The organism is Azospirillum canadense, from assembly GCF_025961225.1.
GTDB classification, from domain to species: Bacteria; Pseudomonadota; Alphaproteobacteria; order Azospirillales; family Azospirillaceae; genus Azospirillum; species Azospirillum canadense.
Window position 1 is genome coordinate 1,839,642 of record NZ_JAOQNG010000001.1, and the last position, 22,009, is coordinate 1,861,650.

The 22,009-nt window shown below is 69.8% G+C and carries 21 protein-coding genes; 12 read left to right on the forward strand and 9 right to left on the reverse strand.

All coding sequences use genetic code 11. The features are described from left to right. Window positions 1-90 precede the first annotated feature (90 nt). From M2351_RS08765 to M2351_RS08780, 4 genes are all read left to right on the forward strand, one after another. The gene (locus tag M2351_RS08765) at window positions 91-531 is read left to right on the forward strand and encodes a hypothetical protein (RefSeq protein ID WP_264655711.1); all 441 of its coding nucleotides are present in this window, start codon (window positions 91-93) and stop codon (window positions 529-531) included. Window positions 532-625: 94 nt separating this feature from the next. Beyond that, window positions 626-1,054 carry a hypothetical protein gene (locus tag M2351_RS08770; RefSeq protein ID WP_264655712.1) on the forward strand — a complete coding sequence of 143 codons (429 nt, stop codon included), beginning with the start codon at window positions 626-628 and terminating at the stop codon, window positions 1,052-1,054. A gap of 11 nt (window positions 1,055-1,065) precedes the next feature. Then, window positions 1,066-1,527 (forward strand): DUF488 domain-containing protein, encoded by a 462-nt coding sequence (locus M2351_RS08775; RefSeq protein ID WP_264655713.1) that lies wholly within the window; start codon window positions 1,066-1,068, stop codon window positions 1,525-1,527. A 10-nt stretch (window positions 1,528-1,537) separates the two neighbouring features. Beyond that, window positions 1,538-1,990, forward strand: a complete 453-nt coding sequence (locus M2351_RS08780) for a GNAT family N-acetyltransferase (RefSeq protein WP_264655714.1) — start codon at window positions 1,538-1,540, stop codon at window positions 1,988-1,990. Window positions 1,991-2,145: 155 nt separating this feature from the next. Here M2351_RS08780 and M2351_RS08785 read toward each other — a convergent pair whose 3' ends face one another. The 3 genes from M2351_RS08785 to M2351_RS08795 form a co-directional block, all read right to left on the reverse strand. Beyond that, window positions 2,146-2,883 carry an IS1 family transposase gene (locus tag M2351_RS08785; protein WP_264654917.1) on the reverse strand — a complete coding sequence of 246 codons (738 nt, stop codon included), beginning with the start codon at window positions 2,881-2,883 and terminating at the stop codon, window positions 2,146-2,148. Window positions 2,884-2,967: 84 nt separating this feature from the next. Further along, window positions 2,968-4,545, reverse strand: a complete 1,578-nt coding sequence (locus M2351_RS08790) for a cisplatin damage response ATP-dependent DNA ligase (protein ID WP_264655715.1) — start codon at window positions 4,543-4,545, stop codon at window positions 2,968-2,970. After that, window positions 4,542-5,573: a ligase-associated DNA damage response exonuclease gene (locus tag M2351_RS08795; protein WP_406567370.1), complete on the reverse strand. Its 1,032-nt coding sequence runs from the start codon at window positions 5,571-5,573 to the stop codon at window positions 4,542-4,544. The genes M2351_RS08790 and M2351_RS08795 overlap by 4 nt, the downstream gene beginning before the upstream one ends. A 108-nt stretch (window positions 5,574-5,681) precedes the next feature. On the opposite strand from M2351_RS08795, the gene M2351_RS08800 reads away from it, so the two are divergent. Together M2351_RS08800 and M2351_RS08805 are read left to right on the forward strand one after the other, a co-directional pair. After that, window positions 5,682-6,623: a pseudouridine-5'-phosphate glycosidase gene (locus M2351_RS08800; protein WP_264655716.1), complete on the forward strand. Its 942-nt coding sequence runs from the start codon at window positions 5,682-5,684 to the stop codon at window positions 6,621-6,623. A gap of 100 nt (window positions 6,624-6,723) precedes the next feature. Next, a complete protein-coding gene (locus M2351_RS08805) occupies window positions 6,724-7,137 on the forward strand; it encodes a hypothetical protein (RefSeq protein ID WP_264655717.1) in 414 nt (137 codons plus the stop codon). A 62-nt stretch (window positions 7,138-7,199) separates the two neighbouring features. Here M2351_RS08805 and M2351_RS08810 read toward each other — a convergent pair whose 3' ends face one another. Together M2351_RS08810 and M2351_RS08815 are read right to left on the reverse strand one after the other, a co-directional pair. Next, a complete protein-coding gene (locus tag M2351_RS08810) occupies window positions 7,200-8,084 on the reverse strand; it encodes an S-methyl-5'-thioadenosine phosphorylase (RefSeq protein ID WP_264655718.1) in 885 nt (294 codons plus the stop codon). A 62-nt stretch (window positions 8,085-8,146) separates the two neighbouring features. Then, entirely contained in the window at window positions 8,147-8,833 is a 687-nt protein-coding gene (locus M2351_RS08815; protein WP_264655719.1) for a rhomboid family intramembrane serine protease, read from the reverse strand. Window positions 8,834-9,010: 177 nt separating this feature from the next. Between M2351_RS08815 and M2351_RS08820 the strand changes: the two genes are divergently transcribed. After that, entirely contained in the window at window positions 9,011-9,805 is a 795-nt protein-coding gene (locus M2351_RS08820; RefSeq protein ID WP_264655720.1) for an oxepin-CoA hydrolase, alternative type, read from the forward strand. Between the two features lie 14 nt (window positions 9,806-9,819). On the opposite strand, the gene M2351_RS08825 is transcribed toward M2351_RS08820, so the two are convergent. Beyond that, a complete protein-coding gene (locus M2351_RS08825; RefSeq protein ID WP_264655721.1) occupies window positions 9,820-11,910 on the reverse strand; it encodes a methyl-accepting chemotaxis protein in 2,091 nt (696 codons plus the stop codon). A 768-nt stretch (window positions 11,911-12,678) separates the two neighbouring features. Between M2351_RS08825 and M2351_RS08830 the strand changes: the two genes are divergently transcribed. The 5 genes from M2351_RS08830 (at window position 12,679) to M2351_RS08850 (ending at window position 19,265) form a co-directional block, all read left to right on the forward strand. Beyond that, a complete protein-coding gene (locus M2351_RS08830) occupies window positions 12,679-15,174 on the forward strand; it encodes a ligase-associated DNA damage response DEXH box helicase (protein WP_264655722.1) in 2,496 nt (831 codons plus the stop codon). Window positions 15,175-15,179: 5 nt separating this feature from the next. Beyond that, complete coding sequence (pdeM, locus tag M2351_RS08835) at window positions 15,180-15,878, forward strand: ligase-associated DNA damage response endonuclease PdeM (protein WP_454464583.1); 699 nt, start codon at window positions 15,180-15,182, stop codon at window positions 15,876-15,878. A 227-nt stretch (window positions 15,879-16,105) separates the two neighbouring features. Then, window positions 16,106-17,578 (forward strand): cryptochrome/photolyase family protein, encoded by a 1,473-nt coding sequence (locus M2351_RS08840; RefSeq protein WP_264655724.1) that lies wholly within the window; start codon window positions 16,106-16,108, stop codon window positions 17,576-17,578. 65 nt (window positions 17,579-17,643) lie between these two features. After that, window positions 17,644-18,129: a Fur family transcriptional regulator gene (locus M2351_RS08845; RefSeq protein WP_264655725.1), complete on the forward strand. Its 486-nt coding sequence runs from the start codon at window positions 17,644-17,646 to the stop codon at window positions 18,127-18,129. Beyond that, entirely contained in the window at window positions 18,126-19,265 is a 1,140-nt protein-coding gene (locus tag M2351_RS08850) for a CobW family GTP-binding protein (RefSeq protein WP_264655726.1), read from the forward strand. Before M2351_RS08845 ends, M2351_RS08850 begins: the two co-directional genes overlap by 4 nt. 36 nt (window positions 19,266-19,301) lie before the next feature. Here M2351_RS08850 and M2351_RS08855 read toward each other — a convergent pair whose 3' ends face one another. The 3 genes from M2351_RS08855 to M2351_RS08865 all read right to left on the reverse strand — a co-directional run bounded on the left by M2351_RS08855 (window position 19,302) and on the right by M2351_RS08865 (window position 21,994). Further along, on the reverse strand, window positions 19,302-20,006 hold the full coding sequence (locus tag M2351_RS08855; RefSeq protein WP_264655727.1) for an ATP12 family chaperone protein: 705 nt from the start codon (window positions 20,004-20,006) through the stop codon (window positions 19,302-19,304). Continuing rightward, complete coding sequence (locus tag M2351_RS08860; RefSeq protein ID WP_264655728.1) at window positions 20,006-20,701, reverse strand: HAD-IA family hydrolase; 696 nt, start codon at window positions 20,699-20,701, stop codon at window positions 20,006-20,008. Before M2351_RS08860 ends, M2351_RS08855 begins: the two co-directional genes overlap by 1 nt. Window positions 20,702-20,794: 93 nt before the next feature. Beyond that, complete coding sequence (locus M2351_RS08865) at window positions 20,795-21,994, reverse strand: benzoate/H(+) symporter BenE family transporter (protein WP_264655729.1); 1,200 nt, start codon at window positions 21,992-21,994, stop codon at window positions 20,795-20,797. Window positions 21,995-22,009 lie beyond the last annotated feature (15 nt).

The following is a 22,009-nucleotide window of genomic DNA, read 5'->3' on the forward strand; positions in this document are numbered from 1 at the left end:
TCACCCCCGGCACCCCCGGCGCCGTTGAAGGGGGTACCCCACCGGGGTACACTCGGCCCCGCTCCGAACGACGAAACCGGTGCCGGCGCCATGCGCAGGGTCCTCGCCTCCTTCCGATCCGGTCTGCTGGGCGCCGCATTGCTCGGCGCCGTGCTGGGATTCGCCCCCCGGACCGCCGCGTTGGCCGCTGAAGGCCCGCCGGCCCTGCCGCCGTCGGTGCGCATCAAGCCCGTGATGGTCCCGGTCGTCACCCGCGGGCAGGTGGAGCGCTACACGCAGATCGAGGTGATGCTGGAGGTGGCGAACGCCACCAAGCTGGGCGACGTCCAACTGGCCATCCCGCGCCTGCACGACGCGACCCTGCGCGCCGTCTACAAGGGGATCGCGGAAGGCTGGATCGTGCGCGGCAACATCGCCAACATGCCGGCACTGCGCCGCACCATCAACGACGAGAGCGTCCGCTTGTTCGGCAAGGACGTGATCAGCCGCATCCTGATCACCCCGCTGTCCCGGCAATCAAGCTTTCCATAAACCGGCACGTTTCCTGCCAGCCCGCCGCTTTCCACGGTTGCCACTCCCCGCCCGTCGCGGCAGCATGGCCCCGGCATTGGGGAGGAAAAACACTATGGCCGTGGTCTATGTGGCGCGCAGCGCCGCGCTGACGAAATGGGCGTCCGACGTCGGACAGGGCAAGCACACCTTCAAGCTGGGCGTGGCCGCGGACCAGGACGCGGCGAAGGCCGCGGTCGAAGCCGGCTGGGCCGGGGAGACCGACTGGCGCACGGTGCACAGCCAGGACATCGCCGATATTGACGAAGACTCGGTGCTAGAACGGCTGATGCGCAAGGAAAAGGTCATCGACCCGACCTACTACCCCAAATTGAAGGGTGCGACTGGAGTGTTCCGCATTACGCTCACCAACGTGCAGAACAGCCTGCTCGTCGCCAAGGCGATGTCCGCCGACGAGCCGCTCGTTGACATCAAGGTGAAGCCCAAGGACATCGCCGACTACATGATCCGCAACGCTCTTCCCACGGCCCCCTCAGCCTCATGACGGCCAGCCCGATGACCGCCCCGACCCTTTTCACCATCGGCTACGAGCGTGCGTCGCAGGGCGACCTGCTGGCGACGCTGAAGGCGCGCGGGGTCGGCGTCCTGCTGGACGTGCGCGACCTGCCGCTGTCCCGCCGCGCCGGCTTTTCCAAGCGCCCCCTGTCCGCCGGGCTGGAGGAGGTCGGCATCGGCTACGTCCACCTGAAGGGGCTGGGCACGCCGAAGGAAGGGCGCGTCGCCGCCCACCAAGGCGACATGGACCGCTTCTGGTCCATCGTGGAAGAGAAGATGCAGACGCCGGAGGCGGAGCACGACCTGTCCCGCGCCGCGGCCCTGGCGCAGGAGCGCCCGGCCTGCCTGCTCTGCTTCGAGGCCTCGCCCCACGTCTGCCATCGCCGCCGCGTGGCGGAACTGCTGCACGACCGCTTCGGCTTCACGGTCGAACACCTGTCCGCCACGGACCCGTCCTTTTAGGAACCCGCCCATGCAATCCCGCTGGTCCCGCTTCGACGAGCTGCCGCTTGCCGACTTCTACGCCATGCTGCATCTGCGCCAGAGCGTGCTGATCGTCGAGCAGGCCTCCCCCTACCCCGACCTTGACGGCCGCGACCCGGAAGCCCTGCACCTCGCGCTCTACGACGGCGAGACCACGGCGCCCGTCGGCTACGCGCGCATCTTCGGGCCGGATCCGGCGACCGGGACGACCTCCTTCGGCCGCCTCGCCGTGGCGCCGGCGTGGCGCGGCAAGGCGCTGGGCCGTCGGCTGGTGGCCGAATGCCTGGGCCGCCTCGCCCGCGAATGGCCGGAGCACGATGTGCTGATCAGCGCGCAGCTGTACCTGGAAGATTTCTACGGCAGCTTCGGCCTGCACCGCGTCAGCGACATCTACGACGATGTAGGCATCGACCACATCGACATGCGTCTGAAGCGCGGGTGAGAGAATTAACCACCAAGGCACCAAGACACCAAGTGAGAAGCCCCGGCCGACACGCAAACCGGAGCCGATGCCATAGCAAGTTTGATCTTGGTGCCTTGGTGTCTTGGTGGTGAATAACCCCGCCCGAAGAAGGTGTCACGGGGTAACGACGCAGTTTAGGCAAGAGCCTTGCGCTGGAGCGAAATGCCGGGAAGCCGGTGCATTTCTGGCCGGGCCTCATCGTTGCCATGGAGATGGGCAAACAGGGCCATACGGCGGTTCACCATGGCCTTGCTCTTGGAGACGATGATCGACTTGCGGCGGCAGGTTCCGACCCAATGCCGCTGGCGGCCATTGTTGCGCTCCAGGGCGACACTCTGGTCCTTGCCCTGATAATGCCGCCCGATCGGGAGAACCGTGTCGTAGACGGCGAACTGATCGGTGCAAAACAGGCGTGCGCCCCAGCGTTGCAGACGCTCGTACAGACGCCGGAAGGTGGCTTCGTCGCGCTTGCCGCATTCCCAGTCGATCAGGCGTCCTCTGTCGCGGTCGTACGCCTTCCAGATCCAGAGTTTCTGCGCCTTGCAGCCGAGATAATGCCACATCTCGTCGATCTCGATGACGTTGGCCGGCTCCGGAATCGGCTTGGAGCAATGCCGGTCCACATACTGGCAGACCCAACGCAGCACGGACTGGCCGGTCGTGCCGAGCAACTTGCCGACGGCGCGCAACGACAGCCCATGCCCGTACAGCGTCACCGCCGCTTGCTTCGTCGGCTCCGGCACCGTCGTGTCCGGCAGGCGCGTGAACTGGAAGCCGCACCTGCGGCACAACCAACGTTGTTTGCCCAGCACGTGGCCGGATTTCACCACCCGCACGCTGCCGCAGCGCGGGCACCACGGTCGTTCACCCAAATCGACCCTTCCTCGTAGAATGAGCCGATTACATGGGATGCGTCGTTATCCCGTGACACCCTCCCGCCCGAAAAACGCCCAAACCTACACCACCACCATCTTCTGCAAGGTCTCCAGCCGATCGGCCTCGCCCGCGGGCTTGTCCCAGCGGATGCGGTGGACGCGGGGGAAGCGCATGGCCAGCCCGCTCTTGTGCCGGGTCGACGGGTGCACGCTGTCGAAGGCGACCTCCAGGACGAGGCCCGGTTCGACCTCCCGCACCGGGCCGTACTTGCGCACCGTCTTGTTGCGCACCCAGCGGTCCAGCTCCACCAGCTCCGCGTCGGTGAAGCCGAAATAGGCCTTGCCCACCGGCACCAGCTCGTCGCCGCGCCAGACCCCGAAGGTGAAGTCGGAGTAATAGCTCGACCGCTTGCCGTGCCCGCGCTGCGCGTACATCAGCACGGTGTCCAGCGTCAGCGCGCCGCGCTTCCACTTGAACCAGGGGCCCTTCGGCCGCCCGGCGGTGTAGACGCTGTCGCGCCGCTTCAGCATCAGCCCTTCGATGCTGTTCTCCCGCGCGTTGTCGCGCAGGGACTCCAACTCCGCCCAGCCGGCGAAGGGCACCAGCGGCGACAGGTCCATGCGCCGGGGCTGGACCTCGCCGTACCAGCGCTCCAGCCGCGCGCGCCGTTCCAGGAAGGACAGGCCGCGCAGGTCCTCGTCACCGTCGAACAGGATGTCGTAGAGCCGCACCCAGGCCGGGAACTCCTGCAGCATCTTGGCGGTCACCGCCTTGCGGTTCAGCCGCTGCTGCAGGTCGTTGAAGGACGCCACCTCGCCCTCGCGGCGCGCCACCAGAAGCTCCCCGTCCAGGACGGCGTCGAAGCTCATGTGGTCCACGATGTCGGGGAAGGCGCCGGACACGTCGTCGCCGGTGCGGCTGTAGATGCGCCGCTCCCCGCCCTTCGACACCAGCTGCACGCGAATGCCGTCCCACTTCCATTCCGCGCTGTAGTCCACGGGGTCCAGGGAGGCCCGGTCCTCCTCCTCCAGCGGGTGCGACAGCATCAGCGGTCGGAAGCCGGCGCCATGCCCCGCGGCCGGGCGCTCGGACCGCCCCTCCAGCCAGGCGAACAGGTCCAGGTAAGGCGGGGTCAGCCCGTGCCAGCATTCCTCCAACTCGCCGATGTCAACCTTGCCCAACTCCGCCAGCGCCGTCTTGGCGAGCCGCGCCGACACGCCGACCCGCAAGCTGCCGGTGATCAGCTTCAGCAGCGCAAAGCGGCCGGAGCTGTCCAACGTGTCCAGCCAGCCCTCCACCAGATCCATCACTTGGCTGCGCTTGGCCGCGCGCAGCGTGTCCACCACCTCCGGCAGGGAGGGCGGCAGGCTGTTGGCGCGGTCGTGCCGCTCCGGCCAGATCAGCGCCACCGTCTCCGCAAGGTCGCCGACGTAGTCGTAGGACAGCGCGAACAGCTCCGGATCGGTGCGCGCGGCGACCAGCTGGCGGATGGCCGCGGGCTTGGCCTCGTTGAAGGTCAGCGCCTCGGTCAGCGCGGCCAGCGCCCAGCCGCGGTCGGGATCGGGCGTCGTGGAGAAGAAGTCCGCCAGCAGCCGGATCTTCCCATTGCGCGACGGCATGAAGACCAGCGCGTCGATCAGCGTGGCGAAGCGGTTCACGCCCCCTCCTCCTCGAACCCCACCAGGGCCAGCGCCCGCGCGCGGATTCCCCGCTGCGTCGCGTGGTGCACCAGCGCTTCCTCCCGCCCGTGGGTCACCCAGACCTCCGGCGCGCCGACGTCGTCCAAGGTCTGCGTCAGCTCGTCCCAGTCCGCGTGGTCGGAGATGACCAGCGGCAGTTCCACGCCGCGCTGCCGCGCCCGTTGCCGCACGCGCATCCAGCCCGACGCCATCGCCACCACCGGGTCGGTCAACCGACGCGCCCAGCGGTCAGCCACCGCGGCAGGCGGGGCGAGCACCAGGGCGCCCTTCAGCTCCTCCTTCGCCGCGACCGTCGCCGGCCGCAGTTCTCCCAGCGCGATCCCGAACCCCTCGTACAGCGTGCAGATCGGTTCCAGCGCGCCGTGCAGGTAGATCGGCCGGTCGTAGCCCGCCGCGCGCAGCAGCGTGATCAGCCGCTGGCACTTGCCGAGCGCGTAGACGCCGACGACGTGCGTCCGCTCCGGAAAAATTTCCAGCGAGTGGATCAGCTTGCGCACCTCGCCCAGGTCCGGCGGGTGGCGGAAGACCGGCAGGCCGAAGGTCGCCTCGGTGATGAAGACGTCGCAGGGCACCGGCTCGAAGGGCGCGCAGGTGCGGTCGAAGGTCCGCTTGTAGTCGCCGGAGACGACCACCCGGCTGCCGGCGTGTTCAAGAATGACCTGCGCGCTGCCCAGCACATGGCCGGCCGGGGCGAGCCGCACCGTGACCTCACCGATGCGGATCGCCTCGCCATATTCCAGCGCCTGCTGGAAGCCGCCCGCCCCCTCGCCCAGCCGCTGCCGCATGATCGCGAGCGTGCCGGGCGTGGCGAGCACCTTGGCATGGCCCGGCCGGGCGTGGTCGGAATGGCCGTGCGTGATCACCGCGCGCTCCACCGGGCGCAGCGGATCGACGTAGAATCCGCCCGGCTCCACATAGAGCCCTTCGGGGCAGACCTTCATCCAGCGTTCAGGGTGGGGAGGATTGTTCGGGGACATGGAGGGCATGCCCCCAATATAGTCCGTCCTGCCGAAAGGACAAAATTCCGTCACCGCCGGTTGCGCGGGGCGCCCCCGCGGCGCAGGATGGGCTGCAAACAGGGGAGAATCGAGACCATGCACGACCGCCTGTCCCTGACGCCCGAAGTCGCCGACGCCCTGGCGAACGGGCAGCCCGTGGTGGCGCTGGAATCCACAGTCATCGCCCACGGCATGCCCTACCCGAAGAACCTGAACACCGCCCGCTCGCTCGAAGCGCTGATTCGCACCGAGGGGGCTGTCCCGGCGACGATCGCCGTGCTGGACGGGAAAATCCGCGTCGGGCTGGACGACGAGGCTCTGGAACGGCTCGCGTCCGGCGAAAGGGCCGGCGGCAAGGCGGTCATGAAGCTCAGCCGCCGCGACCTGCCCGTGGCGCTGGCGACCGGGGCACCCGGGGCGACCACGGTGGCCGCCACAATGATCGCCGCACGGCTGGCCGGCATCGCCGTCTTCGCGACCGGCGGGCTGGGCGGCGTGCACCGCAGGGCGGAGACCAGCTTCGACGTGTCCGCCGACCTGGACGAGCTGGCGCGCACCAGCGTCTGCGTGGTCTGCGCCGGGGCCAAGTCGATTCTCGACCTATCCAAGACGCTGGAGGTTCTGGAAACTCGCGGAGTCCCGGTCCTGGGTCTCGGCACCGACGAGTTTCCGGCCTTCTACAGCCGCAACTCCGGTCTGCCCATCTCGCATCGCTGTGACAACGTCACCGAGGTCGCGGCCATCCTGCGGGCCAAATGGGACCTGGGGTTGGAGGGCGGCGTGGTCCTGGCCAACCCCATTCCGGAGGCCGACGCCCTGGACGGTGCCGCCATGGAGGAGGCCATCGCGCAGGCCCTGGACCATGCGGAAGCTCATGGAATCACGGGGAAATCCGTCACGCCGCACCTGCTGGCGGCGCTGGAGCGCATCACCGCCGGGCGCAGCCTGACGGCGAACATGGCTTTGATCCGTCACAACGCGGTTGTGGCCGCCCGGCTGGCGGTGGCCTTTTCCGCCCTTCCGGCTAGGACCTGCTAGAACTTTGCGCATAGGGGGTAAGCCCTCTGCGACCTACGGACTTAAGACCCCGTTAACCCCCGCTGGGCGAATCTGGGCTCGTTCTTCAGCGGAGGTTTCTATGCGTGCGCCCAGCCCGTCGAACCTGGTTTCCCGGATGATCGCCATGGCCGCCCAGCCGGACGAGGCCATTGGTGACGTCGATGCCCGCCCCGCCGCGCGCGTGAAGCGGATCGTGTGGTCGTCCCAGGCGGCCAAGCTGCGCGGCTCCCTCTCCTCGCGCCTCGTGCACGAGATCGAATGCGCGGTGTCCGCCGACCTGGACAGCATGGAACTGCCGGAGGTGTTCTTCACCTCGGTCGAGTTTGCCGGCCGCGTCGTCACCTGCGACCTGGACGCCTCGGGCACGGCCTCCATCTTCGGCCTGATCGACGTCAACGAGTATGACGAGCTGGTCGAGGAAGCCGGCGACGACGCCCTGTTCGGCGTCGATTGGGACGGCGTCTACGTCACCCCCGCGCGCACGCGACACTAAGCCGCACCCCGCTGGAGAGAGCCGGCTGAAATCGGGGGTGCCGAGGCACCCCCGAAGCATGATCAGCCCAGAACGCGGGCGACGATCACGCCCAGCTTCTTCACCAGTTCCGGGTCGCGCTTGTCCGGCGCGGTCATCAGGGCATTGTCGAGCGCCGTGTGGCACCCCTGCTCGCACATCCCCTCGCGCACCACCAGCTTCGGCGCCAGTTGCTTCACCAGAGAGCGTGCCTTGTCGGCGTTGGCAACCACCACCTTGATCACCGCGTCCACCGTCACATGGTCATGGTCCGGGTGCCAGCAGTCGAAGTCGGTCACCATGGCGACGGTCGCGTAGCACATCTCCGCCTCGCGGGCGAGCTTGGCCTCCGGCATGTTGGTCATGCCGATGACGTCGCACCCCCAGCTTCGGTACAACTCGGACTCGGCCTTGGTGGAAAACTGCGGGCCTTCCATGACCATGTAGGTGCCGCGGCGTTGGTGCGGGATGCGCAGTTCGACCAGCGCCTCCTCGATCAGGTCGCCGAGCCGGCCGCAGACCGGGTGCCCCAGCGCCACATGCGCCACCATCCCCGTGCCGAAGAAGGTCTTGGCGCGGGCAAAGGTGCGGTCGATGAACTGGTCAATGACCACGAAGGTGCCCGGCGGCAGATGCTCCTTCAGGGAGCCGACGGCCGACACCGACAGGATCTCCGTCACGCCCAGCGCCTTCAGCGCGTAGATGTTGGCGCGGAAGTTCAGCTCCGACGGGGGAATGCGGTGGCCGCGGCCGTGGCGCGGCAGGAAGACCAGCGTCTGCCCGTTCAGTTCGCCGGTCAGCAGCTCGTCCGACGGGTCGCCGAAGGGGGTCTCGACCTTCACCCAGCGCTTGTTCTCCAGCCCGTCGATGTCGTAGACGCCGCTGCCGCCGATCACGCCGAGCACCGGCGCGGTCCCGGATTCCGCCATAACCCAAAGCCTCCATCAATGAGAGGCCGCAGTATCCGGGCGAAAGCCCCCAAAGGCAACGCTCACAGCGTGCGCAGCAGAACCACCACGATCGTCAGGTAGACCGCCGCCTTGGCCGCCGTCGCCAGCCGCGCCGTGCCCCACACCTCCACCCCCGGCCGGCGCAGCAGGGTCACCAGCGCCATCCCCGCCGCGAATCCGCCGAGATGCGCCGCCCACGCCACGTCCGCCAGCCCCGAATCCGGCGCCGGCGGCATCAGCGTCATCGCCACGTTCACCCCCAGGAACCCGCCGACCACCAGCGAGGCCGGCACCCGCGGCCCCGGCGACAGGCCCAGCACCGCCTGCGGGTGCAGCAGCAGATAGGCGCCCATGACGCCGCAGATGGCGCCGCTCGCCCCGACCAGCGGGGCCATGGTGTCGGCGGCCAGCGCCCCCTCCACCAGAGCCCCTGCCACAGCGCACAGAAGAAAGAACAGCAGGTACCGCCAGGAGCCCAGCGCCGTCTCCACCGCGTCGCCGAAGGCCCACAGCGCCAGCATGTTGCTGACCAGATGCACGACGTCGCCGTGGATCAGCACATGGCCAAACAGCCCGCGCCACACCGCCCAGGTCGGCAGTGGCCCGGCCAGTTCCACGGTTCCGTAGAAATAGGCGGGGACGAAGGCGAAGGGCTCCGGCGGCAGGCCCAGCACGAAGGCCAGCGTGCAGGCCATGATGATGCCCCGGTTCACGAACGCCACGCGCATCCTTCTCCCCCGGGCAATCCGCCCCCTCCCGATATGGGGACTTTGCCGGCCACGACCAGCACCCCGATCGCCCGGAACGGCGCAGCCGATATACACCCCTCGGCCGCATTGGTCGGTCGCCCTGCGGGTGACACAGTTCCTCCACAGCAAAAATCACCGGACAGGGGAGAAACGACCATGCCCGACCATCATCCAGGCCACTTCGACGTGGTGCGCCAGGGCCGCGTTCTCGTGCTGACCATGAACGACCCGGCGACCCGCAACGCGCTGAGCAACGGCATGATGGCCCGCGGGCGGGAGGCGCTGGAGGAGGCCGCGCACGACGACGGCATCGGCGCCGTGGTGCTGACCGGCGCGGGGGGCGCCTTCAGCTCCGGCGGGCACCTGACGCGGCTGTACGACCACGCCGGCAAGTCGCGGTCGGAAAACCGCGATTCCATCGAGCGTTTCCACGGCTGGGTCCGCATCATGCGCGAATGCCCCAAGCCCATCGTCGCCGCGGTGGAGGGCCCGGCGGCGGGCGCCGGCTTCTCCCTGGCGCTGGCCTGCGACCTGATCGTCGCGGCGGAGGACGCGCGTTTCCTGACCGCCTACGTGAAGGTTGGCCTGAACGCCGACGGCGGCGCGTCGGCCTCGCTCGCCCGCGCCCTGCCCCTGCAGCTCTGCGCAGAGTTGATGCTGGACGGCGGCCCGGTCGAGCCGGCGCGGCTGCACGCGCTCGGCGTCGTCAACCGCCTCACCGCCCCCGGCCAGGCCCTGCCCGAGGCCCTGGCCTGGGCCGCCAAGCTCGCCGAGGGCCCCTCCGCCGCCATGGGCCGCGCCAAGCGCCTGATGGAACTGGCCTACGGCAACTTCGCCACCCAGCTCGCCCGCGAAAGCGACCTGTTCGTCGAAGCCCTGCACCACCCGGAAGCCAAGGAAGGCATCACCGCCTTCTTCGAAAAACGCGCCCCGAAATTCCCCGGCCGCTGAACAGCGGTACGGCCTCAGGCGGCACGGATGCCGGTCAGGAACCGTTCCACCTCCACGCGCAGGGCGTCGGCCTGATGGCTCAGTTCGCCGGCGGCCGACAGCACCTGCGTCGCCGCACCGCCGGTTTCGCCGGCGGCCAGCGTGACCTTCTCGATGGTGCTGGACACCTCCCGAGTGCCCAAGGCCGCGTCCTGAGCGTTCCGGCTGATCTCCGCGGTGGCGGCGTTCTGCTCCTCCACCGCCGCGGCGATGGTCGTGCAGATCTCGTTGATGGCGGTGATGGTGCCCGTGACGGAACGGGTGGCCGCGACGGCGTCCTCGGTGGCGCCCTGGATCGCTGCAACCTGGGCAGCGATATCCTCCGTCGCCCGGGCGGTCTGGTTGGCGAGGCTTTTCACCTCCGAGGCGACGACGGCGAAGCCTTTGCCGGCCTCGCCCGCCCGCGCCGCCTCGATGGTGGCGTTGAGCGCCAGAAGGTTGGTCTGGCTGGCGATATCCTGGATCAGTTGGACCACCGTGCCGATGCGGTCGGCCGTATCGGCCAGCGCCGCCACGGTTCGTGCGGTGCGTTCCACGTCGTCGACGGCACCGGTGGCGATCCGGGTGGAGGCGGCGACCTGCCGCGCGATTTCCGAGGTGGTGCTGTTCATCTGCTCCGTCGCCGCGGCGACCGCCTGAACGTTGGCTGCGGTCTGCCCCGCCGCCGCGGCGGAGCCGCTGGCCCGCGCCTGGGTGGCTTCAGCGGTGAGCGTCATGCCCTGGGCGGTGGCGTCCAACTGCTTGGCGGCGCTGCCGACGGAATGAAGGATGCCCGCCACCGCCTGATCGAAGCGGCCGATCAGCCGCTCCACTCCGGCGGCCCGACGCTCCTTGGCGTCCTGTTCCGCGGCCTGAAGGGCGGCCATCCGGTCGGCCTCGATGGCGTTGCGCTTGAACACCTCGACCGCCTGCGCCATGGCGCCGATCTCGTCGCCGCGGCCGGCACCTTCCACGATCACCGCGTGGTCGCCGCGTGCCAAGCGCAGCATCAGGCCGGTCATGCGGGCCATCGGCCCGACGAAGCGCCGCCGCACCAGCAACACGGCCCCCGCCGTGGCCGCCATGGTCACGCCGAGTACGCCGAGCGCCATCAGCAGTGTCCAGCCCGAATGGCCGGCGATGGTGTCGAGCGTCCGGTCGAGTTCGCCATTGGCGGCGCGCTGGAAATCCAGGATGGAGTCGATGCCCTTGGTCGACGCCGCGATCCACCCGTCCGCGGAGACCGGATAGGCACGCCGCTGGAGGGATGCCGCCAGCACCTGGGTCCGTACGTCCTGGAACTCGCCCAGAAAGCGAGCGTGGACGGAGGCCAGCGCGGGACGCAGCCCCTCGCTCCGCGCGGCCAGGGTGGACAGGCTTTCCCAAGCGAATTCGACGCGCCCGCGGTTCGTCGCCAGAAGGGCGATTTGCTCCGGAGTCAGCGGCTCGCCCGCCGCGATGGCCGCACCGACCATGGCGCGCTCCCGCCCGGCATACTCGCTCATCACCCAGGCAAAGTGCCGAATCTCGTCGAGTTCCGCAGCCGAGACGTCTGTCTTCTGACTGGACAATGAAATGGCAAGGCGCAGGCGTTGCGACGTCTCAATCAGCGCGGTGATAGTCGGCACCCAGCTCTTCACCAGCGCCGGATCGCGTTTCGCCTGCGGCAGGGCCAAAGCGGTGTCGACCGCGGCGCGAACGCGGTTCAACGCCGTGCGCGTCTCCTGCACGGCGGCCAACTCCGCATCATGCCCCCACAGCCCCGCCACCGAGCCGATACCCCGCAGCGCGCCGTCCAGTGCGGCGTCGGCCGCCCGCCGCCGTTCGGCGATTGCACGCAGCGCCTCGGCCCCCGCCGGATCGGCCGCGGCAAGCGCCGTGTTGGTGCGGCCTCGCTCGACCGCGAAATGCCCGGCGGCGTCAAGCAGCGCCGACACAACGGGGTTCGCCGAGCGCTCCGCCTCCGTCGCCTGCCGCATTGTCCAGGCTTCGACCGCATCACGCCCGGTGGACTGGAGCGAGAGCACCGACAGAACCACCACGACGGAATAGACCAGAACTTTGATGGAAACGAAGTTACGGACCATCGCCTCGATCCTTGCCCACTATGGTTCGCACGGAAATGCGCGTTTATAGACGAACCATAGCAAGGACATCGCTGCATCTCTTGATCATAGTCAATGTCCGGACCGGATTGGGGATTTGTCACGGCTTGGCAAAGATTTCAAGACCACGAAACTGTTATGGTTATGTATTCGTTGATCTACGAGAACAGTCCAAGCAGCCGCACAATCATGGGGGCCAAGGAATCATCCAAACGCGCCAGAGCCAGGGCGTACGAGCCCTGCGGCGGATTGCCGCCAAGGCGGAGCGGCACCCTCGCCATGCGACTTTCGCGTTGACCCGCACAATGCATGCGTTTGGATGCTGGCGTCGGCTGGGGCTTCTCCCGACCGACAAACCGAAGGGAGGTGACGCGCTTGAAAAGGTTCCTGAAGTGGGTTCGCCGCTTCTGGTTCCGGGTGGAGTTGGAATTCGAGGCCGGCTTCAACACGGACCACGATCGGTAAGACCCAAAAGGCGGGGCTGGGAAACCGGCCTCGCCACCAGGGAACGAAAAGGCGCGTCACCTCCTTATCCTCAGATTACCATGGCACGCGTGGACTTCAAGCATCCCGACCGGCACGCGCGTTCTTGAAGTGTTCCAAGCGCTCCGCTATTCTTTCGACGCATGAAACGGCAGCAAGGCCCCGGCCCAAGCGGAATGAAACACCACAGCAAAAAACGTCTCACAGCGTTTCATTCCGCTCCATACGGCTCCGGGCAACCGCCTCACCCCACCCGCGCGCCCGCCCATGCCTGACCTCCCCTCCCCCCTCATCCCGGCCCCCCTCATCCCGGCAAACGTCGCGGGGTGGTTCCGGTCGCGTGGGTGGGCGCCGCACCCGCACCAGATCGCCATGGTGGAGGCGGCGGAGGCTGGGGACAGCGCTCTGCTGATCGCGCCGACCGGCGGTGGCAAGACGCTCGCCGGGTTCCTGCCCTCGCTGATCGAGTTGGCGGAACGGCCGCGGGAGGGGCTGCACACGCTCTACATCTCGCCGCTGAAGGCGCTCGCGGTGGACATCCAGCGCAACCTGGAGGAGCCCATCGCGGAGATGCGGCTGCCCATCCGCACGGAGACCCGCACCGGCGACACGCCGGAGGCCAAGCGGCGGCGGCAGCGGGCGCACCCGCCGCAGATCCTGATGACCACGCCGGAAAGCCTCGCGCTGCTGCTGTCCTACGCCGACTCCGCTGCTATCTTCCGGCATCTGCGCTGCGTCATCGTGGACGAGCTGCACGCGCTGGCCGGGACCAAGCGCGGCGACCTGCTGGCGCTGGGGCTGGCGCGGCTGGCGCGGCTCGCCCCCGCGGCGCGGCGGGTCGGGCTGTCGGCCACGGTGGCGGAGCCGGACCAGCTGCTCGCCTGGCTGTCCAGGACCGGCCGCGCCGAAAACGGTCCCAATGGATGTGGCGTCCGTCTGGTCACCGGGCGCGCCGGGGCCTCGGCGGAGGTGGAGATCCTGACGACGCGGGAACGGCTGCCCTGGGCCGGCCACATGGCGACGCACGCTCTAGGGGAGGTCTACCAGCGCATCCGCGCCCACCGCACCACGCTGGTCTTCGTCAACACCCGCGCCCAGGCGGAGATCGTCTTCCAGGAACTCTGGCGCATCAACGACGACAACCTGCCCATCGCGCTCCACCACGGCTCGCTGGCGGCGGAGCAGCGCCGCAAGGTGGAGGCCGCCATGGCGGCGGGGAAGCTGCGGGCGGTGGTGGCGACCTCCTCGCTCGACCTCGGCATCGACTGGGCGGCGGTGGACCTCGTGGTGCAGATCGGCGCGCCGAAGGGGGCGAGCCGGCTGGTGCAGCGCATCGGCCGCGCCAACCACCGGCTGGACGAGCCCAGCCGCGCCCTGCTCGTCCCCGCCAACCGATTCGAGGTGCTGGAATGCCGCGCCGCCGTGGACGCCGTTGCCTCCATGAGCCTGGACGGCGAGCGGCCCCGCCCCGGCGGGCTGGACGTGCTGGCCCAGCACATGCTGGGCATGGCCTGCGCCGACCCATTCCGGCCCGACGACCTCTACGACGAGGTCGTTTGCGCCGCCCCCTACGCCGGGCTGGCGCGCGACGAGTTCGACGACGTGCTGGACTTCGTGGCGACCGGCGGCTACGCGCTCGGCAACTACGAACGCTTCCACCGGCTGGTGATGCGGGAAGATGAGCGCATGGCCGTGGCCGCCCCCGCCGTGGCGCGGCAGTACCGCATGAATGTCGGGACCATCACGCAGGAGGCCATGCTGCGCGTGCGCCTGAACCGCGGCCCGGTGCTGGGCGAGGTGGAGGAGTATTTCATCCAGGGCCTCACCCCCGGCGACACCTTCCTGTTCGCCGGCCAGCTGCTGAAATTCCTCGGCGTGCGGGAGATGGAGGCGCAGGTCGCCAAGGGGGGCACGGGCGATCCGAAGGTGCCGGCCTACGCCGGCGGACGGTTGCCGCTGACCTCCGCGCTGGCCGACCGCGTGCGCGCCATGCTGGCCGACCCGGCGCAGTGGCCAAACCTGCCCGACGACGTGCAGGAATGGCTGCGGCTCCAGCGCTGGCGTTCCGTCCTGCCGGCGCGCGACGGGCTGCTGGTGGAAAGCTTTCCGAAGGCCGGCAAGCGCTTCCTCGTGGTGTATGCGTTCGAGGGGCGAAACGCGCACCAGACGCTGGGCATGCTGCTGACCCGCCGCATGGAGCGGATGGGCTGCGGCCCGCTGGGCTTCGTCGCCACCGACTATGTGCTGGCGGTGTGGTCGCTGCGCACACCCAAGAACATGGACGTCCTGTTCGACCAGGACATGCTGGGCGACGACCTGGAGGCGTGGATGGACGAGTCCTCCATGCTGCGGCGGACCTTCCGCAACGTGGCGCTGATCACCGGCGTCATCGACCGCCGCCATCCCGGCCAGGAGAAGTCCGGTCGGCAGGTGACCTTCAGCTCCGACCTCATTTACGACGTGCTGAGGAAGCATGACCCCGGCCATGTGCTGCTGCGCGCGACGCGGGCCGACGCCGCCGGGGGCTTGACCGACATCCGGCGCCTGTCGGACTTCCTGACACGGGTGAAGGGCCGCATCACCCACAAGGACCTGGACCGCATCTCCCCGCTGGCTGTGCCGGTGATCCTGGAGATCGGGCGGGAGCGGGTCGACGGCTCCGCCACCGACGAACTGCTGGAGCAGGCTGCCTCCGACCTGGTCGCCGAGGCGATGCCGGAGTTGGGCTCCGAGGGCAATGATCAGGGCCGGCTGGCGTTGTGATGGTCATGGACACGACCATAGCCCTGAAAGGGGCCGCCCTCGCCCCCGACCCCTCCGGCGCGCTGGTCTGGCCGGCGGAGCGGACGCTCGTCGTCGCCGACCTGCATTTGGAGAAAGGCTCCGCCTTCGCGGCGCGCGGGCGGATGCTGCCGCCCTACGACACGCGGGCGACTCTGGACCGGCTGGCCGGGCTGGTCGAGCGGCTGGCGCCGGCGCGCGTGGTCTGCCTGGGCGACAGCTTCCACGACCGCCGCGCCGCCTCCCGCATGGACGCCGCCGATGTGGAGCGGCTGCAGGCCCTGACGCTGCGGGCGGAGGACTGGGTGTGGGTCACCGGCAACCACGACCCGGAGCCGCCGGAGGGCTTCGGCGGGCGCATCGTCGATGAACTGGCGCTCGGCCCCCTGACCTTCCGGCACGAGGCGGTACCGGGTGCCGTGGGGGAACTGTCCGGGCACCTGCACCCGGCCGCCGCCGTCCTGGTGCCGGGGCGGCGGGTGCGGGACCGCTGCTTCGCCTTCGACGGAGCGAAACTGATCCTGCCGGCCTTCGGCGCCTTCACCGGTGGGCTGAACGTGCTGGACCCGGCGATTTCCGGGTTGTTGGGGAGGCCGTTCGAGGTGCATCTGCTGGCCCGCGGCAAGGTCCACCGATTCCCCGCCGGCCGCCTGTCCCCTGATTCCGGACCAAGCTACACCCGATGAAAGAAAACCCGGAGAGCCGAGCTTAGCTCTCCGGGCCAGGAGCCCTGCCGGATCGGCGGTGTGATCGGCAGGAGGGACCAAGCCACACCCCGCGCGGCCAACCAGCTTGGCCTCTCGCCGGGCGCGGCATGATGGGGGAATACGAGGGCAATCCCCCTCTGGATCTCCCGGATCCGCAGATTTTTCCCGCCTTTCATCGCCACCGGAATCCGGTATCGTCCGGCCTCATGACCGCCGCGCCCCGCCCCGTCCTCGTCTGGTTCCGCCACGACCTGCGCCTCGCCGACAACCCCGCCCTCGCCGCCGCCGCGGAGCGTGGAGCCCCGGTGATCCCCGTGTATATCCGGGAGGAGGATCCGGACGACCGCTGGCTTCCGGGCGCGGCGTCCCGCTGGTGGCTGCACGGCAGCCTGGACCGGCTGGGCGCCGCGCTGGCGAAGCTCGGCTCCCCCCTCGTCCTGCGGAGCGGCCGGCCGGAGGCGGTGCTGGCCGATCTGGCCGCCGCGACGGGCGCCGCCGAGGTCCACTGGAACCGGCGCCACGGCCCCGCCGCCGCGGCCCGCGACCGTCGGGTGGAGGAAGCGCTGGTGACCCGCGGCGTCACGGCGCAGACCCACAACGCCGCCCTGCTGGCCGAGCCGGAAAGCCTGCACACCAAGACCGGCACCCCCTACAAGGTCTTCACGCCCTTCTGGCGCGCTCTGCTCGCCCTTCCGGAACCGCCCCGCCCGGTTCGCGCGCCGGACCGGCTGGCCGCCCCGGCCAAGCCGGTGCGGAGCGAGCGGCTGGCCGATTGGGGCCTGTTGCCGGGCAAACCCGACTGGGCCGCCGGCCTGCGTGAGATCTGGGAACCGGGGGAGGACGCCGCGCGGGAGCGGCTGGCCGACCTTCTGGACGGGCCGATCACCGAATACCCGACCCTGCGCGACCGGCCGGACACCGACGGCACCTCTCGCCTCTCGCCCCACCTCGCCTTCGGGGAGATCGGCCCGCGGCAGGTCTGGCACGCCGCCCGCCACGCCGCCGACGCCCACCCGGAGCGCGCCGCCGGGGTTGAAGCCTTCCTGCGCGAGCTGGGCTGGCGGGAGTTCAACCACCACCTGCTCCATCACTTTCCGGTCCTGCCCGAGGATTCGCTGGACCAGCGCTTCGCCCGCTTCCCCTGGCGGACGGGCGATGCGCATCTGACCGCGTGGAAGCGCGGCCTCACCGGCTACCCAATCGTCGACGCCGGCCTGCGCCAGCTCTGGCAAACCGGCTGGATGCACAACCGGGTGAGGATGATCGTCGGCTCCTTCCTGATCAAGGACCTGCTGCTGCCCTGGCAGACCGGGCAGGCGTGGTTCTGGGACACGCTGGTCGACGCCGACCTCGCCAACAACGCCGCCAACTGGCAGTGGGTGGCCGGCTGCGGAGCCGACGCCTCGCCCTTCTTCCGCGTCTTCAACCCAATCCTGCAAGGCGCCAAGTTCGATCCCAAAGGCGACTATGTCCGCCGCTTCGTGCCTGAGCTGGCGCGCCTGCCGGCCAAGTGGATCCACAAGCCCTGGCAGTCTCCGGACAGCGTGCTGAAGGACGCCGGGGTGCGGCTCGGCCGCGAGTACCCCCATCCGGTCGTCGAGCACGACGACGCCCGCGACCGCGCGCTCGCCGCCTTCGCCATGGTGCGCCGGAAGGACGGCGGAGAGAGCGATCCCTGACCGGTCCGCGGGTGCCTTCACCCCTTTTCTTTGCGTCCGGGCCGCCTACGTTATAAAATAACATCATGCCAGCCGCGACGAACCCCACCAACCACGACCACGCCCATTGCATCGCCGACGCGCTGACGCGCGCCGATGCGCTCTGCGCTGAACGCGGCGCGCGGCTGACCGCGCTGCGCCGCCAGGTGCTGGAACTGGTCTGGACCAGCCACCGCCCCCGCGGCGCCTACGCCATCCTGGAAGACCTCAGCCAGCGCGAGGGCAAGTCGGCCGCCCCGCTGACCGTGTATCGCGCGCTGGAGTTCCTGGTGGAACAAGGGCTGGTCCACCGCCTTGAATCGCTGAACGCCTACATCGGCTGCGCCGCGCCCGGGGCTGTCCATTCCGGCCAGTTCCTGGTCTGCGAGGCCTGCGGCAACGCCGTCGAGATCGACGACCCGCGCATCCGCGCGGCCATCGACACCATCGCCGCCGAACGCGGTTTCCAGGTGGACCGCCCCACCGTCGAGGTGCGGGGCCGGTGCACCGACTGCCAGGAGAAGACACCGTGAACGCCCCCGCCAGCCCCCAAGCCGGGGTTTCGCCCCGCCTGCCCGTCTCGGTGCTGACCGGCTTCCTCGGCAGCGGCAAGACCACGCTGCTGCAGAAGCTGCTGCACCATCCGGGCATGGCGCGGACCGCCGTGGTGATCAACGAATTCGGCGAGGTCGGGCTCGACCACCTGCTGGTCGCCAAGGCGTCGGAAAACATGGTGCTGATGGACAGCGGCTGCCTGTGCTGCACCATCCGCGGCGACCTCGTCGACACGCTGCGCGACCTGTTCCTGAAGCGCGTGCGCGGCGACATCCCGGAGTTCGACCGGGTGGTGGTGGAAACCACCGGCCTCGCCGACCCGGCCCCGATCATCCACACGCTGATGAGCGACCCGCTGCTGGCCGCCCGCTTCCGCCTGGATGGGGTGATCACCACGGTGGACGCGGCGCACGGCGCGAACCAGCTGGACCGCCAGCCGGAGAGCGTGAAGCAGGCGGCCGTCGCCGACCGCATCGTGCTGACCAAGACCGACGTGGCGACGCCCGCCACGACGGCGGCGCTGATGCAGCGGCTCGCCGCCATCAACCCGGCCGCGCCGGTCATCCCGGCCGCCCACGGCGACGTGGACCCGAAGACCCTGTTCGACGCCGGCCTCTACAACCCTGAGACCAAGAGCCCCGACGTCGCCCGCTGGCTGAAGGAAGAGGCCTACCGGGACGATCATCACGGGCATGAGCACGGGCACGACCACCACGATCACGACCATGGCGACGCCTGCGGCCCAGACTGCGGGCATGACCACGGCCACGGCCACCACCACGACGCCAACCGGCACGACGACCACATCCGCGCCTTCTGCATGGTGGTGGACGAGCCGATTCCGTGGAACAGCTTCATCGACTTCATGGAAGCCCTGATCGCCGTCGGCGGGGAGAACCTGCTGCGGATCAAGGGCCTGCTGAACGTCAAGGAGAGCGAGCTGCCGGTCGTGGTGCACGGCGTCCAGCACATGTTCCACCCGCCCGTCCGGCTGGAGGAATGGCCGAGCGACGATCACCGCTCCAAGATCGTCTTCATCACCCGCGACATCGGCGAGGCCGTCATCCAGCCGATGTTCGACCAGTTCGTGCGCGGCGCGACGGAGACGGCGTAAAACCCCTCTCCCTGCGGAGCAGGGAGAGGGTTCCCTTCACGCCCGCAACAGGTCCACGAAGCGGCGGCAGGCGTTGATGTCGGCGCGGAGCGCGGCGCGGCGCTTCGTCGCCTCCGGATCCTCGCCCCAGGCCTCGATCTGGAAGGTTTCGTCGAGCTGCGACACGGCGAAGGCCTCTTCCGCGTCGATCCGGCCCTCGACCAGTGCCAGCGCGACGATCAGCGAGCCGCAGGAACCGGTGGCGGTTTGCAGGGCCGACAGGGTCCAGTCGTCGTAGGCCTCCACCGCGTGGCGCAGCGCGCGCAGCGCGTCCGGCGGCTGCGGCTTCGGCATCAGCCCGGCATTGACGTGCAGCGGCGCGTCGTAACGCAGCGCCGCCCAATCGAGCAGGGGCTGCCACGCCTGGGCCTGTCGCTCGACCAGCGCCTGCGGGTGCTCGGCGCGGTAACACAGCAGGTCGGTCTCGGCGTAGGCGGCGACGCCGTCCACGATGGCCTGGCGGCCCTTGCCGATCAGGTCCACCGCTGTGCTGGCCAGCTGCATCAGCGGCATGGCGTTGGGGTCGATGTCCTCGGCCTGCGCCTCCCACTCCGCGGCGACCGCCTGGGCGAGCGGCCAGCTCTTGAAGACGAGCGGCGCCTTGGCCGGGCTGCGGATGGGACGGTTGTCGAGCCGCACCTCGAAGCCGCCGGCCTCCGCGGGCGCGGGCTCGACGGAGGTGGTCTTGTAAAAGCGCTTCATCACGATCCTTCGGCTTCGTTCGTTAGGTCCAGCAGGGCCAGCACCGCCTCCGCCACCGCGGCCCCGCGATGCACGATTCGGCTCGCCCCGGCGGCCTCCAGCTCGGCCACCGCGTGGTAGCCCCAGGAGACGCCGACGGACGCCACCCGCGCGTTGCGGGCCATCTGAATGTCGTAGGTGGTGTCGCCGATCACAACCGTGCGCGCGGCCTCCACCCCCGTCTCCGCCAGCGCGCGGTGGACCATGTCCGGGTGCGGCTTGCCGGGGCCGATGTCGCTGGTCTGCAAGGTGACGAAACGCTCGGTCAGCCCATGGTGCGCCAGCACGGCGTCGAGCCCCCGGCGCGACTTGCCCGTCGCCACGCCCAGCAGCACGCCCCGCGCCTCCAGCGCGTCCAGCGCCTCCCGGATGCCGGGGAACAGAGGCTCGTGAAGGTCGCCGCGGCGGCGCAGCGCCTGGAAGGCCTCCTTGTAGCTCTCCGCGATGGCGGCATGCTGGTCGTCGTCGCGGTCGGGCAGCAGCAGCGCCACCGCCTGCACCAGCGGCAGTCCGACCATCCGCCGCACCTCGGCCGGGTCCGGCTCGCCCAGCCCATGCGCGGCCCAGGCGCTGGACATCGCATCGAAGATGGCGAACTGGCTGTCCACCAGCGTGCCGTCACAGTCGAACAGGGCAAGGCGCAGGGGACCGCTCAAGGGAACACCTCCGGGAAAACGGGCGCGTCGCCCCGGACTTATGCAGCCCGCACCGGGAAAGCGCAACCGCTCAAGAGCGCCGTAAGGGCCGACTCATTCGGCCGGGCGCAGCACCGCGGGACGGTGGTGGAGCAGGTGCATGGCCCCGCCCAGCAGCAGGCCCCAGAAGGCGGAGCCGACGCCCCCGAAGGACAGGCCCGACGCCGTCACCAGCAGGGTGACCAGCGCGGCGGTCCGCTTGTCCTCCTCCTGCACCGCGCCCATCAGCGCGCCGCCGAAGGCGCCGACCAGCGCCAGACCGGCCACCGCCTCGATCAGCACGGGCGGGGATCGGGTGACCATCGTCGCGGTCACCCCGGCCAGCGCGGTGAAGAGGACGTAGCCCATCCCGCCGACGAAGGCCGCCTGCCAGCGCCGTGCCGGGTTCGGGTCGGCGTCGGGGCTGGCGCAGAGTGCCGCGGTGATGGCGGCGAGGTTGACGGTCGGCGCCCCGGCCATCGCCGCGACGGCGGAGGCCGCACCGGTCGCCAGGAAGATCGGCCGGGTCGGCGGCCTGTAATTGTAGGTCGCCAGCACGGCGAGGCCCGGAATGTTCTGCGACGCCATGGTTACGACAAACAGCGGCAGCGCGATGCCGCCCATCGCCTCCCAGGTGAAGACCGGCTGAACAAAGGTCACCGTCGGCCAGACCATGCCCGACAGCGCGCCGCCGCCCGGCGTCTCCAGCAGCATGGCGCCGAGCGCCACCGCCACGGCCGCCGGCACGGCGTAGAGCCGCGCGATCCGTCCCACCACCGCCCAGGTCGCCAGCACCAGCAGCGCCACCCCCGGCGCCTGGCTCACCGCCAGGAACGGGGCGAGGCAGAGCTTCAGCAGGATCCCGGCCAACATCGCGTTGGCGAGCGGCTTTGGGATTGCCCCGACCCACCGGCCGAGCGGAGACCACAACCCGACCACGACGATCAGCAGGCCGGTGACGACGAAGGCGCCCACCGCGGCGGAGAATCCACCCTCCACCGGCCCGGTTGCCGCGAGCAGCGCCATGCCCGGCGTCCTCCAGGCGATGCTGATCGGCTTGCGCCGGTGCAGGCTCAGCCCCATGGCGACCAGCCCCATCGCGAGGCCGACCAGGACGAGGCCGGAGATCACCTGTTCCATACCCGCCCCGACCGCGGTCAGCCCGTGGATGACCACCGCGACCGAACTGGCGTAGCCAACCAGCGCGGTCAGCAGGCCGGCGGCGACCGCCTTGGCCGAGATGCCCGTAGCGGGGGTGGATTCGAGGTGGGGCATGCCGCGGCTCCGTTA